This is a genomic window from Pseudomonas sp. A39, assembly GCF_058145955.1.
Genome location: NZ_JBYVMD010000015.1, coordinates 68,038 through 83,876 on the forward strand (window position 1 = coordinate 68,038; position 15,839 = coordinate 83,876).

Annotated in this window: 12 protein-coding genes; 11 read left to right on the forward strand and 1 reads right to left on the reverse strand. The window is 62.6% G+C overall.

The features are described from left to right. Positions 1-86 precede the first annotated feature (86 nt). From AC3ZU9_RS14205 to AC3ZU9_RS14250, 10 genes are all read left to right on the forward strand, one after another. Positions 87-1,229, forward strand: a complete 1,143-nt coding sequence (locus AC3ZU9_RS14205; RefSeq protein ID WP_012723909.1) for an efflux RND transporter periplasmic adaptor subunit — start codon at positions 87-89, stop codon at positions 1,227-1,229. A gap of 6 nt (positions 1,230-1,235) precedes the next feature. Continuing rightward, positions 1,236-4,328: an efflux RND transporter permease subunit gene (locus AC3ZU9_RS14210; protein WP_012723908.1), complete on the forward strand. Its 3,093-nt coding sequence runs from the start codon at positions 1,236-1,238 to the stop codon at positions 4,326-4,328. 656 nt (positions 4,329-4,984) lie between these two features. Beyond that, a complete protein-coding gene (locus AC3ZU9_RS14215; RefSeq protein WP_012723907.1) occupies positions 4,985-5,626 on the forward strand; it encodes a DUF1345 domain-containing protein in 642 nt (213 codons plus the stop codon). Between the two features lie 73 nt (positions 5,627-5,699). Continuing rightward, positions 5,700-6,539: an AraC family ligand binding domain-containing protein gene (locus AC3ZU9_RS14220; RefSeq protein ID WP_490090877.1), complete on the forward strand. Its 840-nt coding sequence runs from the start codon at positions 5,700-5,702 to the stop codon at positions 6,537-6,539. Between the two features lie 54 nt (positions 6,540-6,593). After that, a complete protein-coding gene (locus AC3ZU9_RS14225; RefSeq protein WP_490090878.1) occupies positions 6,594-7,181 on the forward strand; it encodes a LysE family translocator in 588 nt (195 codons plus the stop codon). 109 nt (positions 7,182-7,290) lie between these two features. Further along, positions 7,291-8,358: a LacI family DNA-binding transcriptional regulator gene (locus tag AC3ZU9_RS14230; protein WP_093545458.1), complete on the forward strand. Its 1,068-nt coding sequence runs from the start codon at positions 7,291-7,293 to the stop codon at positions 8,356-8,358. A gap of 82 nt (positions 8,359-8,440) precedes the next feature. After that, positions 8,441-9,223: a sugar phosphate isomerase/epimerase family protein gene (locus AC3ZU9_RS14235; protein WP_102060389.1), complete on the forward strand. Its 783-nt coding sequence runs from the start codon at positions 8,441-8,443 to the stop codon at positions 9,221-9,223. Beyond that, the gene (locus tag AC3ZU9_RS14240) at positions 9,216-10,157 is read left to right on the forward strand and encodes a sugar kinase (RefSeq protein ID WP_012723902.1); all 942 of its coding nucleotides are present in this window, start codon (positions 9,216-9,218) and stop codon (positions 10,155-10,157) included. The genes AC3ZU9_RS14235 and AC3ZU9_RS14240 overlap by 8 nt, the downstream gene beginning before the upstream one ends. Before the next feature lie 45 nt (positions 10,158-10,202). After that, positions 10,203-11,495, forward strand: coding sequence for an MFS transporter (locus AC3ZU9_RS14245; RefSeq protein WP_012723901.1), 1,293 nt, complete (start codon positions 10,203-10,205; stop codon positions 11,493-11,495). Beyond that, positions 11,492-12,469 (forward strand): 2-hydroxyacid dehydrogenase, encoded by a 978-nt coding sequence (locus AC3ZU9_RS14250; RefSeq protein WP_490090879.1) that lies wholly within the window; start codon positions 11,492-11,494, stop codon positions 12,467-12,469. The genes AC3ZU9_RS14245 and AC3ZU9_RS14250 overlap by 4 nt, the downstream gene beginning before the upstream one ends. Before the next feature lie 73 nt (positions 12,470-12,542). Here AC3ZU9_RS14250 and AC3ZU9_RS14255 read toward each other — a convergent pair whose 3' ends face one another. Next, complete coding sequence (locus AC3ZU9_RS14255) at positions 12,543-14,168, reverse strand: methyl-accepting chemotaxis protein (RefSeq protein WP_102060387.1); 1,626 nt, start codon at positions 14,166-14,168, stop codon at positions 12,543-12,545. 236 nt (positions 14,169-14,404) lie between these two features. Between AC3ZU9_RS14255 and AC3ZU9_RS14260 the strand changes: the two genes are divergently transcribed. Next, positions 14,405-15,832: a nucleobase:cation symporter-2 family protein gene (locus tag AC3ZU9_RS14260; protein WP_012723898.1), complete on the forward strand. Its 1,428-nt coding sequence runs from the start codon at positions 14,405-14,407 to the stop codon at positions 15,830-15,832. The last annotated feature ends 7 nt before the right edge of the window (positions 15,833-15,839 follow it).

Genomic DNA, 15,839 nt, shown 5'->3' on the forward strand with positions numbered 1-15,839 from the left:
CATTTCTTCACACACGGCCTACACAGCTTCACAGCACCACGGCGCAGGTGACTTTAGGATGCGCCAGTCAATATTGGGATAAGAGCATGTCGAAGAATCTGTTTGCGCCGTTTTGCCTGCTGGCCCTCACCCTGGCGCTGAGCGCGTGTGACAACTCCGCCGCCGAGGCACCGGAAATGCCCCTGGCCAAAGTGCGCATCGAAACCCTCGCCGCCAAGCCCCTGTCCATCACCAGCGAACTGAGTGGGCGCATTGCCGCGCCGCGCATTGCCGAAGTGCGCGCACGGGTCGCCGGCGTGGTGATGCAGCGGGTGTTCAAGGAAGGCCACGACGTGAAACAGGGCGACGTGCTGTTTCGCATTGACCCCGCGCCGTTCAAGGCCGATCTCGACAGCGCCCAGGCCAACCTGAGCAAGGCCGAGGCCAATGCCTTCCAGGCGCGCCTGCAAGAGCAGCGCTACAGCCAGTTGGTGGAAGGCAACGCCATCAGCGGCCAGGACTATGACAACGCCCGCGCCGCCGTGCGCCAGACCAACGCCGAGGTCGCCGCCAACAAGGCGGCGGTCGAGCGCGCCAAGTTGAACCTGGGCTACGCCACCGTGACCGCGCCGATTTCCGGGCGCATCGGCCGGGCGCTGGTGACGGAAGGCGCACTGGTCGGCCAGAACGAGGCCACGCCGCTGGCGATCATCCAGCAACTGGACCCGATCCACGCCGACCTGACCCAGTCCACCCGCGAGCTGAATGATCTGCGCCGGGCCTTCCGCGCCGGCAGCTTGAAGCAGGTCGGCCAGGACCAGGCCAAAGCCACGCTGATCCAGGACGACGGCAGTCTCTACCCATTGCCGGGCAAATTGCTGTTCGCCGAGATCAGCGTCGACCCCGGCACCGGGCAGATCATCCTGCGCAGCGAATTCCCCAACCCGGACCTCGACCTGCTGCCCGGCAGCTTTGTACGGGTGCGCCTGGAACAGGCCGTCGACAAGCAAGGCATCAGCGTGCCGCAACGCGCCATCACCCGTGACAGCGCCGGCATCCCGATGGTGCTGCTACTGGACGCCGAGCAAACGGTGACCCAGCAACCGGTGGAGTTGGGCGCGGTGATCGAGGACCGCTGGATCGTCAGCAGCGGCCTCAAGCCCGGTGACCGTATCGTCGTCGAAGGCCTGCAACATGCGCGCCCCGGTGAAAAAGTTGAAGTGGACGCTAGCCCGTTCGTAAAGGAATAACCTGTCATGCCGCAGTTCTTTATTGACCGCCCGATCTTCGCCTGGGTGGTGGCCCTGTTTATCCTGCTGGCCGGCGCGCTCGCCATCCCGCAACTGCCGGTGGCGCAGTACCCCAACGTCGCGCCGCCGAAAGTCGAGATCTATGCGGTGTACCCGGGCGCTTCGGCCCAGACCCTGGACGAAAGCGTGGTCAGCCTGATCGAGCAGGAGCTCAACGGCGCCGATCACCTGCTGTATTTCGAGTCGCAGAGCAGCCTGGGCTCGGCCACCATCACCGCGACGTTCCAGCCGGGCACCAACCCGGAAATGGCTCAGGTTGACGTGCAAAACCGCCTCAAGGCCGTGGAACCGCGCCTGCCGCAAGCGGTGACCCAGCAAGGTTTGCAGGTGGAGAAAGTCTCCGCCGGCTTCCTGCTGCTGGTGACCCTCACGTCCAACGACGGCAAGCTCGATGACGTAGCGCTCAGTGACTACCTCGCGCGCAACGTGATGAACGAACTCAAGCGCCTGGACGGTGTGGGCAAGGCCCAGCTGTACGGTGCCGAGCGCGCCATGCGCATCTGGATCGACCCGCAGAAACTGATCGGTTTCAACCTCACCCCGGCCGATGTGAACGCCGCCATCAGCGCGCAGAACGCCCAGGTGTCTGCCGGCAGCATCGGTGATTTGCCAGGGACGAACAGCCAGGAAATCACCGCGGCGGTGCTGGTCAAGGGCCAGTTGTCGACGCCGGCCGAATTCGCCGACATCGTGCTCAAGGCCAACCCGGACGGTTCCACCGTGCGCATCGGCGACGTTGCGCGAGTGGAAGTCGGTAGCCAGGAATACCAGTTCTCCACGCGCCTGAACGGCAAACCGTCCACCGCGGTCAGCGTGCAACTATCACCGGGTGCCAACGCGCTGAACACTGCGACGCGGGTGCGGGCGAAGATGGACGAGTTGTCGCGCTTCTTCCCGGCCAATGTGGAATACAAGATCCCGTACGACACTTCGCCGTTCGTCAAAGTCTCGATCACCAAGGTGGTCTACACGTTGCTCGAGGCGATGGCGCTGGTGTTTGCGGTGATGTTCCTGTTCCTGCAGAACGTGCGTTACACGCTGATCCCCACGCTGGTGGTGCCGATTGCGTTGATGGGCACCTTCGCGACCATGTTGTTGCTGGGCTTTTCGATCAACGTACTGACCATGTTCGGCATGGTGTTGGCGATCGGCATCCTGGTGGACGATGCGATCGTGGTGGTGGAGAACGTCGAGCGGATCATGGCCACCGAGGGCCTGTCGCCCAAGGACGCGACCAAGAAGGCCATGGGCCAGATCACCGGTGCCATCGTCGGCATCACGCTGGTACTGGTGGCGGTGTTCCTGCCGATGGGGTTCATGGCGGGTTCGGTCGGGGTGATCTATCAGCAGTTCTCGCTGTCGATGGCCACCTCGATCCTGTTCTCGGCGTTCCTGGCCCTGACCTTGACCCCGGCCCTGTGCGCCACCTTGCTCAAGCCGATTGCCAAGGGCGAGCACCACGCCAAGGGCGGTTTCTTCGGCGGGTTCAACAAGCGCTTCGAACAGCTCACCGACCGCTATGAAGGCTGGGTGGCCTACGCCCTCAAGCGCAGCGGCCGCTACCTGTTAATTTACCTGATGCTGCTGGTTGGCCTGGGATGGATGTTCAGCCGCCTGCCCTCCTCGTTCCTGCCGGTGGAAGACCAGGGCTACACCATCACTGACATCCAGTTGCCTCCGGGTGCGAGCAAGAACCGCACGGTGCAGGTGGCCGAGCAGATCGAAGCGCACAACGCCGGGGAGCCTGGGGTGGGTGATACCACCATGATCATGGGGTTCAGCTTCTCCGGCTCGGGGCAGAACGCGGCGCTGGCGTTTACCACGCTCAAGGATTGGTCGGAACGCAGCAGCGATGACTCTGCGTCCTCGATTGCCGACCGTGCCAACATGGCCTTCAGCGAGCTCAAGGACGCGATCGCCTATGCGATCCTGCCGCCGCCGGTGGATGGCCTGGGCACGTCCAGCGGCTTCGAATTCCGCTTGCAGGACCGTGGTGGTGTCGGCCATGCCGCCTTGATGGCGGCGCGCACCGAGTTGCTGGCCGCCGCCGCAAAAAGCCCGATCCTGGCCAACGTGCGCGAAAGCGCCCTGGCCGAGGCCCCGCAAGTGCAGTTGGAGGTGGACCGCAAGCAGGCCAACGCGCTGGGCGTGTCGTTTGCCGACGTCGGCAACGTGCTGTCCTCAGCCATCGGTTCGGCCTACATCAATGACTTCCCCAACCAGGGCCGCATGCAGCGGGTGGTGGTGCAGGCCGAGGGTGACCAGCGCAGCCAGGTGGCGGACTTGATGAAGATCAACGTGCGCAACAACGCCGGGAAGATGGTGCCGTTGTCGGCGTTTGTCGAAGCCAAGTGGACCCAGGGCCCGACGCAGTTGACCCGTTACAACGGCTACCCGGCCATCGCGATTTCCGGCGAAGCGGCACCGGGGCACAGCACCGGTGAGGCGATGGATGAGATCCAGCGCCTGGTCAGCCAGTTGCCGGCCGGCCTGGGCCAGGAATGGACCGGATTGTCGCTGCAGGAGCGCCTGTCCGGCGCCCAGGCACCGTTGCTGCTCGGCCTGTCGCTGCTGATCGTGTTCCTGTGCCTGGCGGCATTGTATGAAAGCTGGTCGATTCCGACCTCGGTGTTGCTGGTGGTGCCGTTGGGCGTGCTCGGTGCGGTGGTGGCCGTCTCCTTGCGCGGCATGCCCAACGATGTGTTCTTCAAGGTCGGCTTGATCACCATCATTGGCTTATCGGCGAAAAACGCGATCCTGATCATCGAGTTTGCCAAGGACCTGTACGACCAGGGTGAAGACCTGATCACCGCCACCTTGAAGGCTGCGCGGTTGCGCTTGCGGCCGATCATCATGACGTCCCTGGCGTTCATCCTCGGCGTGGTGCCGCTGGCGATTGCCACGGGGGCCAGCTCGGCCAGCCAGCAGGCGATCGGTACCGGGGTGATCGGCGGGATGATCACCGCGACGCTGGCGGTGGTGTTTGTGCCGGTGTTTTTTGTGGTGGTGATGAAGCTGGTCAAAAAAGGCCCCAAGTAGACACAGGTAAAAATGTGGGAGGGGCCTTGCCCCCGATGACCATAGGCATCTACACAACGCTGTAGCAACCACGCTAACCACGATGCGAAGCGAGTCGCTGTTGATCTTGATCTTGATCTTGATCTTGATCTTGATCTTGATCTTGATCTTGATCTTGATCTTGACCCTGCTTTTGATCTCAGGCGCCCCGTCAAACACGCTGGCCGGAATTCGACAGGGATTTGGGGGGTAAACCGGCAGGGATGCCGGTTTAGCCGCCCCGCGCCATGGATGGCGCGTGGCGGCGGCCCCCCAAATACCTGTCGGATTACGGGCACACCGAGCGTGAGCGAGGTGCCGAGTGTTGGGGCAAGAGCCTTTTGGTTACTTTTGGGCTCCTTTCAAAAGTGACCCGCCGTAAGGGCGGAACCCATACCAACCGTTACCTAAATAATGGATATGTACCCGGTCTGATCCAACATCCTGGTCGTCTGCCAGGCCGCCACGGGAGCAAGCTCCCTCGCCACAGGTCCGACGCCCTACCCAGAATTGTGTAGCAGTCACCTGATGAATCGACTGACACACCGCTATCGGGAGCAAGCCCCCTCCCACAAGGGTTATGGGTTGTATTCGGGATCAGGTACAGTCTACTGACACCTCGTCAGCTGTGAGTTTCTATGCCCTTCCTGGCCCGCACCCACCCTCGCCTCTCCGCCGCCGCCGTGCTCGGCCTTGCCGTGGGCCTCCTGGCGCCGGCCGACACCCTCGTCAGCAAAATCCTCATCGGCTGGAACGCCGGGGTCTGGACTTATCTGGTGCTGATGCTGTGGCTGACCCGCCGCGCCAAGGCCGAGGACGTGAAGCGCATCGCCGAGGTCGAAGATGAAAACGCCGGGCTGGTGCTGTTCACGGTGTGCATCGCCGCCATTGCCAGCCTGGCGACCATCACCTTCGAACTGGTCGGCAGCAAAGACCTGGCCACCTCCGAACGCCTGCTGCACTACGGCTTTACCGGGCTGACGGTGATCGGTTCATGGCTGCTGATCGGGGTGATTTTCAGCGTGCATTACGCCCGCCTGTATTACACCTGGGACGGCAAGGAGCCGGCGCTGCGCTTTGCCGAAGGGCTGCTGACCCCCAACTATTGGGACTTCCTGTACTTCTCTTTCACCATTGGCGTGGCGGTGCAGACCTCTGATGTGGGCGTCGCCACCCGGGGCATGCGCAAGGTGGTGCTGGGGCAATCGCTGATCGGGTTTCTGTTCAACACGGCGATCCTGGGTTTCTCGATCAATATCGCCGCCGGGCTGTTCGGCTGATGCTGCACAAACCTTCTAGACGCCCACCCAGCGCTGGGCGCTAATAGCCTCACGTATTTCGCCTCGGTGAATCATGGCCGCGCACAATTGGATCGATCTGTCCCAAGACGCCGACACCGGCATCGAGACCCTGCGCGCGCATTTTGAGGGTCATGCCTACGACCCCCATTGGCATGACAGCTACCTGATCGGCGTCACCGAACAAGGCGTGCAGCAATTCAACTGCCGCCGCGCCCGCCACAACAGTGTGCCGGGCCAGGTGTTCCTGGTGGAGCCCGGCGAACTGCATGACGGCAACGCGCCCAGCGCGGACGGCTTCACCTACCACATGCTCTATCTCGACCCGCTGTGGTTGGCGCGGGAAGTGAGCACTGTGTTTGAAGAGGCACCACTCGATAGCCAATTGAGTTTCGCCAGCACCTTGACCAGCGACCCACGCCTGGCCCTGGCCACCAGCCAGGCCTTCCAAACCCTGCACAGCGGCGAGCTGCGCATCGTTCGCCAGCGCGCCATGGACCAATTGCTGGAACGCCTCACCGGCCAACTCTACTGGCGCACCCGCTACCGCGAAGACCCGCGTCTGCCGCGGGTGGCGCACAAGGCCCGGGAATACCTGCATGCCCACCTGCACGTTGACGTGGGCATGGACGAACTGGCCCTGGCCTGCGGCGTCGACCGCTTCCGCCTGACCCGCGCATTCAAAAGCGCGTTCGGCCTGCCGCCGCACGCCTACCTGGTACAGCTGCGCCTGGCGCGTGCCCGGCACTTGCTGGCCAGGGGTGAGCAACCGGCGGAGGTGGCGATTGCCCTGGGGTTTGCTGATCAAAGCCATTTAGGACGCTGGTTTGTGCGTGCCTACGGCCTCACGCCCGCCGCGTACCGCAAGCGCTGCTCAAATCTTCCAGACAGATGACACGCCGGGCAGTGAAGATCGACTCCATCGATTGGTTTTTCGGAGTCACCTGCCATGTTGTCATTTATGTTGTTCGCCTTTGTCGCCTCCATCACTCCCGGCCCTACCAATATCCTGGTGCTGAGTAACAGCGCGCGGTATGGATTGAAAGCCACGCTGCCCATCATTCTCGGCGCCTGCTTCGGGGCGGCGGGCCTTGTATTGCTGGTGGGGACCGGCTTGGGCCAGTCACTGGCGCACTGGCCCAACGTGCAAATGGCGCTGCAATGGATGGGGGTCGCCTGGCTGAGCTACCTGGCCTGCCAGATCTTCAGAGCGCCCGCGCAGGCCATCGAAGTGGCTGCAAGCGAAAAGCCTCTTGGCCTGATCGGCGGCGCCAGCCTGCAGTTGATCAACCCGAAAACCTGGATGATGGCGCTCGCGGTGGTGAGTGTATTTGCCGGCCACGGTGCCGAGCGCCAGAGCCAGGTGGTTTACTTATCCCTGGTGTTTTGCCTGATATCGATGCCCTGCCTGGGGACGTGGGCGCTGTTGGGTGCAGGCGCCTCGCGGGTGTTCCGGTCGGCCACCGCCATGCAACGTCTCAACCAAGGCATGGCCTTGCTGCTGTTAGTCGCGACTTGGTTGAGTGTGCTGGTCTGAACATACCGGTCATCTGGCATTGCCCTTCGTCTTCTTGACGACTTTCCTCATTTAATGGTCTCCTGAAACCGGTTTCAGTCATTCCAATAAAAATAGAAGGTCGATGACCGTGAACAACTTTTCCGCCGCCCAGCGCAGCCGCGTGACCATGCTCGACGTCGCCGAGCGCGCGGGCGTGTCCAAAGCCAGCGTGTCGCGCTTTATCGGCGATGACCGCGCCCTGCTCTCCGACGCCATCGCCCTGCGTATCGAACACGCCATCGAAGAACTTGGCTACCGCCCCAACCAGATGGCCCGTGGCTTGAAGCGCGGCCGCACCCGCCTGATCGGCATGCTGGTGGCCGATATCCGCAACCCCTATTCCATTGCCGTGATGCACGGCGTCGAAACCGCCTGCCGCCAGCACGGCTACAGCCTGGTGGTGTGCAATACCGACCGTGATGACGAGCAAGAGCGCCAGCACCTCGCCGCGTTGCGTTCGTACAACATCGAAGGGCTGATCGTGAACACCCTCGGCCATCACCTCGACCAACTGTTGGAACTGCAACGGGAAATGCCCCTGGTGCTGGTGGACCGCAAGGTCGAGCCGCTGCACAGCGACCTTGTCGGCCTGGACAACCCGGCAGCAGTGCGTATGGCGGTGGATCACCTGGAGCAACAGGGTTATCGCCATGTGCTGCTGGTGAGCGAAGCCCCCGATGGCACCAGCTCGCGGTTGGAGCGCCTGGACAGTTTCAAGGCCGAGATTGCCCGCCGCCCGGCACTGACTGGTGCGGTGCTGGAACTGGATGGCGAATTGGAAAATCGTCTGGAAACCTTTCTCGCCAACGCCGGCCCCAAGGCCCTGTTTTGCGCCAACGGCGTGGCGGCGCTGACCTGCACCCGAGCCCTGAAAAACCTGGGCTGCAACCTGTTCGAGGATGTCGGCCTGATCGCCCTGGATGACCTTGATTGGTACCCGTTGGTAGGCAATGGCATCACCGCCCTCGCCCAGCCGACCGAGGCCATCGGCGCCACCGCGTTCGACTGTTTGCTCAAGCGCTTGCGCGGCGACACTGAGCCGACCCGCACCTTGGATTTCTTGCCACGACTCATCATCCGAGGCTCAACCCAACTCCCCGTGGAAGTCGGGCTTGCTCGCGATGACGGTGCTTCAGGCAAGCACCTGGCCACCTGACACACCGCCATCGCGGGTAGGCCCAGCGCCCACTTGTTAATTTTGCGCACAAAAATGAAACCGGTTTCAGAGGTAAACAACAATGCATAAGTACCCCGTCTCCATCAGCCTTTCCAGTTACGGCGCCGAGCTTGTCCGCCAGCAGGGCCAATTGAGTTTTGTCGCGCTGCTGACGGCCGCCGGCGCCCAACGTATCGAATGGCGTGAAGAATTGCTGACCGTCGAACACCCCCACGAACTGGCCCAGGCCGCTGCCGAGCAGGGTCTGGAGTCGGTGTTCTCATCGCCCCTGGAACTGTGGGTCGCCGGCCGCGCCCAACCGAATGCCGAGCTGGGCGCGACCCTGGACCGCGCGCAGGCCTTTGGTGCGCGCTGGCTCAAGGTGTCCCTCGGTTATTTCACCGACACCAATGACCTGGAAAGCCTGCACGCCCTGCTCAACCGCCACCCGGTCCGACTGCTGGTGGAAAACGACCAGACCTTGCACGGCGGTCGGATCGAGCCGATGCAGCGTTTCTTCACCGCAGTCGAGCGCCTCGGTTTACCGGTGAAGATGACCTTCGATATCGGCAACTGGCAGTGGCAGGACCAGTCCGCCCTCACCGCCGCGCGCCTGCTGGGCCGGCATGTGGATTACCTGCACTGCAAGGCCGTGGCGCGCCGCGCGGACGGCAAGCTGGTGGCCCTGCCGCCTGGCGCCACCGACCTGCATCTGTGGGAACAACTGCTCAAACACATGACTCAAGGTATTACCCGGGCGGTGGAATTTCCGTTGCAGGGCGATGACCTGGTCGCGGTCACCGCGCAGCAAGTTGCCGCCCTCGCCCTGCTGGGCCAACCCCGTGCGGAGAATGCGCATGTCTGAGATCGATATCCTCTCGTTTGGTGAAACCATGGCGATGTTCGTCGCCGAGCACACCGGCGACCTCGCCCAGGTCGGGCAGTTTCACAAACGCATTGCCGGGGCCGACAGCAACGTCGCCATCGGCCTGTCACGCCTGGGCTTCAACGTGGCCTGGTTGAGCCGGGTGGGCAATGACTCCCTCGGGCGTTTTGTGGTCGACACCCTGAGCAAGGAAGGCCTGGATTGCCGGCATGTGGCGGTCGACCCGTTGCACCCCACCGGCTTTCAGCTCAAATCCCGCGAAGACGCCGGAGACGATCCCCAGGTGGAGTATTTCCGCAAGGGTTCGGCGGCCAGCCACTTGTCCGTTGCCGCGATCAGCCCAGCCTTGCTGAAAGCCCGCCACCTGCACGCCACGGGCATTCCGCCGGCGTTGTCCGAAGCGACACGCGAATTGTCCGTCGAGCTCATGACGCAGATGCGCAAGGCAGGGCACAGCGTGTCGTTCGACCCCAACCTGCGGCCATCGCTGTGGGCCAACCAGCAGACAATGATCCGCGAAATCAACGCCCTCGCCGGCCTGGCCGACTGGGTCCTGCCGGGGCTGGGCGAAGGCCGTTTGCTCACCGGTCTCGATGACCCGGCCGATATCGCCGCGTTCTACCTCGACCAGGGCGCCGAAGCCGTGGCGATCAAGCTCGGCCCGGACGGCGCCTACTACCGCACCCAGATGGACCAAGGCTTTGTCGCCGCCGTACGCGTGGAAAACGTGGTGGACACGGTCGGCGCCGGCGACGGTTTTGCCGTGGGCATGATCAGCGCCCTGCTGGAAAACCTCAGCTTCCGCGAAGCGGTACAGCGCGGCAACTGGATCGGCAGCCGCGCCGTGCAGAGCCGCGGCGACATGGAAGGCCTGCCCAAGCGTTCAGAGTTACCCAGTCGATCCGTTGCATAACTCACACCCTGTTGCCACAACTACAACAAGCTCAGGAGCAACCCCATGGACACCGTGAAACTCGCCACCCGCCGTTGGTGGTACATCATGCCCATCGTTTTTATCACCTACAGCCTGGCGTACCTGGACCGCGCCAACTACGGCTTCGCCGCCGCCTCCGGGATGGCCGAAGACCTGATGATCACCCCCGGCATGTCGTCGTTGCTGGGGGCCCTGTTTTTCCTCGGTTACTTTTTCTTCCAGGTGCCGGGGGCGATCTACGCGCAAAAGCGCAGCGTGAAAAAGCTGATTTTCGTCAGCCTGATCCTCTGGGGCGGCCTGGCCACCCTGACCGGTGTGGTCTCCAACGCCTACATGCTGATCGTGATTCGCTTCATGCTCGGCGTGGTCGAAGCCGCGGTGATGCCGGCGATGCTGGTGTACCTGTGCCACTGGTTCACGCGTGCCGAACGTTCGCGCGCCAATACCTTCCTGATCCTCGGCAACCCGGTGACCATGCTGTGGATGTCGGTGGTCTCGGGCTACCTGGTGCAGCATTTCAGCTGGCGCTGGATGTTCATCATCGAAGGCCTGCCGGCGGTGCTGTGGGCGTTTATCTGGTGGAAGCTGGCCGATGAGCGTCCAAAGGATGCCAAGTGGCTCAGTGACAGCGAAAAGCACAACCTGGAAACCGCCCTGGCCGCCGAACAGGTGGGCATCAAGGCGGTCAAGAACTACGCCGAAGCCTTCCGCTCGCCCAAGGTCATCATCCTGGCGCTGCAGTTCTTTTGCTGGAGCATCGGCGTGTATGGCTTTGTGCTGTGGCTGCCGTCGATCCTCAAGGCCGGCTTGCAGATGGACATGGTCGAAGCCGGCTGGCTGTCGGCGCTGCCTTACCTGGCGGCGGTGATCGGCATGCTGCTGGTGTCGTGGGGCTCGGACAAGCTGCAAAAGCGCAAACGCTTTGTGTGGCCGCCGCTGCTGATCGCCTCCATCGCGTTCTATGCCTCCTACGCGCTCGGCGCCGAACACTTCTGGTGGTCCTACACCTTGCTGGTGATTGCCGGCGCGTGCATGTACGCGCCTTACGGGCCGTTTTTCGCGATTGTCCCGGAAATCCTGCCGGCCAACGTCGCCGGGGGCGCCATGGCGCTGATCAACAGCATGGGCGCCCTCGGGTCGTTCGGCGGTTCGTACCTGGTGGGTTACCTCAATAGCAGCACCGGCTCGCCCGGCGCTTCGTACCTGCTGATGAGCGGCGCGTTGATGCTGTCGGTGGTGCTGACGATTTTTCTCAAGCCCGGCGCCAGTGACCGCACGCCGGAGCCAAACCTGAAATTGAAGGTAAAGACCGCATGAAAAAGTCTGTCGTGTTGTACAAAAAACTCTCCGCGCCGCTGATGGCCCGCCTGCATGAGCAGGCCGAGGTCACGCTGATCGAAACGCTGGACGACACCGGCCTGGCCAAACTGCGCGATGCCCTGCCTTACGCCCACGGGTTGCTGGGTGCGAGCCTACGCCTGGATGCGCAATTGCTGGACCTGGCACCGCGACTCGAAGCGATCGCCAGCGTGTCGGTGGGCGTCGACAACTACGCTATCGACTACCTGACGGCACGCGGCATTCTGCTCAGCAACACCCCGGACGTGCTCACCGAAACCACCGCCGACACCGGCTTTGCCTTGATCCTGGCCACTGCCCGCCGCGTGGTCGAACTGGCCGATATGGTGCGCGCCGGCCAGTGGAGCAAAAACATCGGCCCGGCGCATTTCGGCAGCGACGTGCATGGCAAGACCCTGGGCATCATCGGCATGGGCCGCATCGGCGAAGCCCTGGCCCAACGCGGGCATTTCGGATTTGGCATGCCGGTGATCTACCACAGCCATTCACCCAAACCGGCGGTGGAGGCCCGTTTTGGCGCGCAGTACCGCAGCTTGAACGACCTGCTGCAACAGGCCGATTTTGTCTGCCTGACGCTGCCGCTCACCGCGCAGACCGAGAAGCTGATTGGCGCCGATGAGTTCGCGCGGATGGGCCCGGAAACGATCTTTATCAATATCTCGCGGGGCAAAGTGGTGGATGAAGCTGCGCTGGTGGAGGCGTTGCAACAGCGCACGATCCGGGCGGCGGGGTTGGATGTGTTTGAGAAGGAACCACTGGATCACGATTCGCCGTTGTTGCGCTTGAACAATGTGGTGGCCACGCCGCATATCGGCTCAGCCACCCATGAGACGCGTGAAGCAATGGCCACGTGTGCGGTAGATAATCTGTTGCAGGCGTTGGCCGGGGAGCGACCAAAGAACCTTGTGAATGCAGCAGCTTGGAAACACTGATCCTACTGTAGTGAGCGAGCCTGCCTCGCGCGGGGCAAGCCCGCTCACTACAAAAAGCAGGTTCCTGACGCATTCAGATCACAAACCGCGCCACCATCCCATTCAAATCCACCGCCAGCCGCGACAGCTCATGGCTGGCCGCGCTGGTCTGGTTGGCACCCGCCGCCGACTGAGTCGCCAGGTCGCGGATGTTCACCAGGTTGCGGTCAACTTCACGGGAAACCTGGGCCTGTTCTTCCGACGCGCTGGCAATCACCAGGTTGCGTTCGTTGATCAGGCTGATGGACTGCGTGATCTGCTCCAAGGCGACGCCGGCGGCGCGGGCCATTTCCAGGGTGCCCTGGGTGCGCTGGTTGCTCTGCTGCATGGACTGCACGGCTTCACCGGTGCCGTTCTGGATACCGGCGACCATTTTCTCGATCTCCTGGGTCGACTGCGCGGTGCGATGGGCCAGGGCCCGCACTTCGTCGGCGACCACCGCAAACCCACGCCCGGCTTCACCGGCACGTGCCGCTTCGATGGCGGCGTTGAGCGCCAGCAGGTTGGTTTGCTCGGCAATCGCGCGGATCACGTCCAGCACTTTGCCGATGTCACGGCCTTGGGTGGCCAGGCCTTCGATCATCGCCGCCGTGTTCTGCACGTCCAGGGTCATGGTCTGGATCGCGCCGACGGTTTCCATCACGCGGTCGCGGCCTTCGCGCGCAGCTTGGTTGGACTGCCCGGACGCTTCGGAAGTCGACACCGCATTGCGTGCCACCTCCTCCACGGCCGCCGTCATCTCGTTGACCGCCGTGGCCGCCTGGTCGATTTCATTGTTCTGTTGCTGCAAGCCTTTGGAGGCCTCTTCGGTGACCGCGCTCAGCTCTTCAGCCGCAGACGCCAACTGGGTGGCCGATCCGGCGATGTGCTGGATGGTCTGGCGCAAGTTGGCTTGCATGGTGGACAAGGCACTGAGCAACCGCGCCGGTTCGTCCTTGCCGTCGTCTTCGATGGTTTTGCTCAGGTTGCCACCGGCGATGGTTTCGGCCACTTCCACGGCTTTGCGCAGTGGGGTGACGATGCTGCGGGTGAGCAACCAGGCCAGCAACACGGTGAGCAATGCGGCGGCCACCGAGACCACGATGACGCCGGTGATGGCGCCCTGGTAACTCTGCCCGGCTTCAGCGTCGGCTTGCTTGGCATCCGCCGCATTGAGGGCGATCAGTTTGTTCAACTGCTCGCCCATCTGGTCGGTGCCGTCCTTGATCCGTGTATTGATCAAGGCGCGCATTTCATCCACCTTGCCTTGCTTGGACAGCACCAGCATATCGGCCTGGGCCTTGAGGTAGTTGTCCAGGGTGGTGACAAACGTCTTGTACAGCGCCGCCTCCTCCGTCCCCATAGGCAACGCCGCATAGCTGGCCTGGGCGGTTTTCACCTTGTCCGCCAGCACGCCGATGCGGGTTTCGGCTTCCTGCAGGCCGGCGGGTTCGCGGTTGACCAGTACACGGAACGACAGGATGCGCAGGCGCAATACGTTTTCCGTGATGTTGCCGAGGAAGGTCACGCTAGGCAGTTGCGTGGCGCTCATGTCCACCGAGGACTGACGGATCTGCGTCATGCGGTTGACCGCAAACACCCCCAGTAAAATCACTAACAACGCAATGAAGGCGAAACCGAGAAACGCTCGAGGGGCAATATTCAGCTGACGGAGGGACATAGGCGGGGTGCTCTCAGAAATTGTGTTTGCGAGCGTCCCTGCCGCGAAACGATCCGTCAGCGTCAACGCGCTGCCCAGACCTTGGTCACCACTGTTGTCATTGGAATGTGGGCCTATAAGCGTTATCGGCCGGGCCTTGGATTTTGCGCAGGGGGTTTATAAATATTTATTTACACTTCTGAGCATAGGCAGTTTCTGGCATCCTGCGCCTCCCTTTTCTGACCCGAGCCCGCATTTTGTCTGACGCTCAAGCCCCCCGCCCGCGCTATAAATCCGACTTGATCTACGGCCTGGAAGACCGCCCGCACTTCACCGCAGCGGTTTTTGCCGCGTTGCAGCATGTGCTGGCCAGTTTTGTCGGCATCATCACCCCCACGCTGATCGTCGGTGGCGTACTCGGCCTGGAAAGCGAAGTGCCGTACCTGGTGAGCATGGCGCTGTTTGTGTCGGGGCTCGGGACCTTCGTGCAGGCGCGCACATTCGGTCCGATCGGCTCCGGGTTGCTGTGCCTGCAGGGCACCAGTTTTTCCTTTATCAGTGTGATTCTCAGCGCGGGCTTCATGGTCAAGGCCCGCGGCGGCGGCACCGATGAGATCCTCTCGACGATTTTCGGCATCTGCTTTTTCGCCGCCTTTATCGAAGTGGCGCTCAGCCAGTTCATCGGCAAGCTGCGCAAGCTGATCACCCCGGTGGTCACCGGCACCATCATTACCTTGATGGGCTTGTCGTTGATCAAGGTGGCGGTCACCGACATGGCCGGCGGCTTTGGCGCCAGCGACCTCGGCGCCGCGAGCAATATGGGGCTGGCGGCGCTGGTGCTGCTGACGATCGTGGTGCTCAACCGCTTCAACAACCCGTTCCTGCGCCTGGGTTCAATCGTGATTGGCCTGACGTTGGGCTTTGTTGTGGCCTGGCTGTTGGGCCGTGTGGACATGGCGGCGTTGCCCCAGGTGCCATTGATCAGCGTGCCGGTGCCGTTCAAGTACGGTTTCTCGTTCGACTGGGTGGCGTTTATCCCGGTGGCGGTGATCTTCCTGATCTCGCCCCTGGAAGCGGCCGGTGACCTGACCGCCAACTCGATGATTTCGCAGCAGCCGGTCAAGGGCCCTCTGTACATCAAGCGCATCAAGTCCGGCCTGCTGGCCGACGGCCTCAACTCGGCGATGGCCGCCACCTTCAACAGCCTGCCGATGGTGACCTTCGCCCAGAACAACGGCGTGATCCAGTTGACCGGCGTGGCCAGCCGCTACGTGGCGTACTTTATCGCCGGCCTACTGGTGCTGCTGGGCCTGTTCCCGATGATCGGGGCGGTGTTGCAACTGATGCCCAAGCCGGTGCTGGGCGGCGCCACGTTGATCATGTTCGGCACCGTGGCCGTGGCCGGGATCAAGATCCTCGCCGAAGCCGGGCTGCACCGGCGCAATGTGCTGATCGTGGCGATCTCCCTCGGCATGGGCCTGGGTGTCGCCGCCGTGCCGGAAGTGCTGCGCGAGCTGCCCAAGGCGCTGCATAACATCTTTGAATCGCCGATCACCGTGGGCGCGTTCTGTGCAATCCTGCTGAACATTTTCCTGCCGGAAGAGTTCATAGAGCTGGAAGAAGATGAATTTGATCCGGAGTCCTCTACCCTCAAAGTCATGCAGGACCCGGACGTCACGAAATAGGAGCACT

What these genes read in the sequence shown, in the direction of transcription:
- AC3ZU9_RS14245 (WP_012723901.1), top strand. Translation starts at nt 10,203, where the DNA reads ATGGACACCGTGAAACTCGCCACCCGCCGTTGGTGGTACATCATGCCC.
- AC3ZU9_RS14205 (WP_012723909.1), top strand. Translation starts at nt 87, where the DNA reads ATGTCGAAGAATCTGTTTGCGCCGTTTTGCCTGCTGGCCCTCACCCTG.
- AC3ZU9_RS14225 (WP_490090878.1), top strand. Translation starts at nt 6,594, where the DNA reads ATGTTGTCATTTATGTTGTTCGCCTTTGTCGCCTCCATCACTCCCGGC.
- AC3ZU9_RS14215 (WP_012723907.1), top strand. Translation starts at nt 4,985, where the DNA reads ATGCCCTTCCTGGCCCGCACCCACCCTCGCCTCTCCGCCGCCGCCGTG.
- AC3ZU9_RS14235 (WP_102060389.1), top strand. Translation starts at nt 8,441, where the DNA reads ATGCATAAGTACCCCGTCTCCATCAGCCTTTCCAGTTACGGCGCCGAG.
- AC3ZU9_RS14255 (WP_102060387.1), bottom strand. Translation starts at nt 14,168, where the DNA reads ATGTCCCTCCGTCAGCTGAATATTGCCCCTCGAGCGTTTCTCGGTTTC.
- AC3ZU9_RS14250 (WP_490090879.1), top strand. Translation starts at nt 11,492, where the DNA reads ATGAAAAAGTCTGTCGTGTTGTACAAAAAACTCTCCGCGCCGCTGATG.
- AC3ZU9_RS14220 (WP_490090877.1), top strand. Translation starts at nt 5,700, where the DNA reads ATGGCCGCGCACAATTGGATCGATCTGTCCCAAGACGCCGACACCGGC.
- AC3ZU9_RS14210 (WP_012723908.1), top strand. Translation starts at nt 1,236, where the DNA reads ATGCCGCAGTTCTTTATTGACCGCCCGATCTTCGCCTGGGTGGTGGCC.
- AC3ZU9_RS14240 (WP_012723902.1), top strand. Translation starts at nt 9,216, where the DNA reads ATGTCTGAGATCGATATCCTCTCGTTTGGTGAAACCATGGCGATGTTC.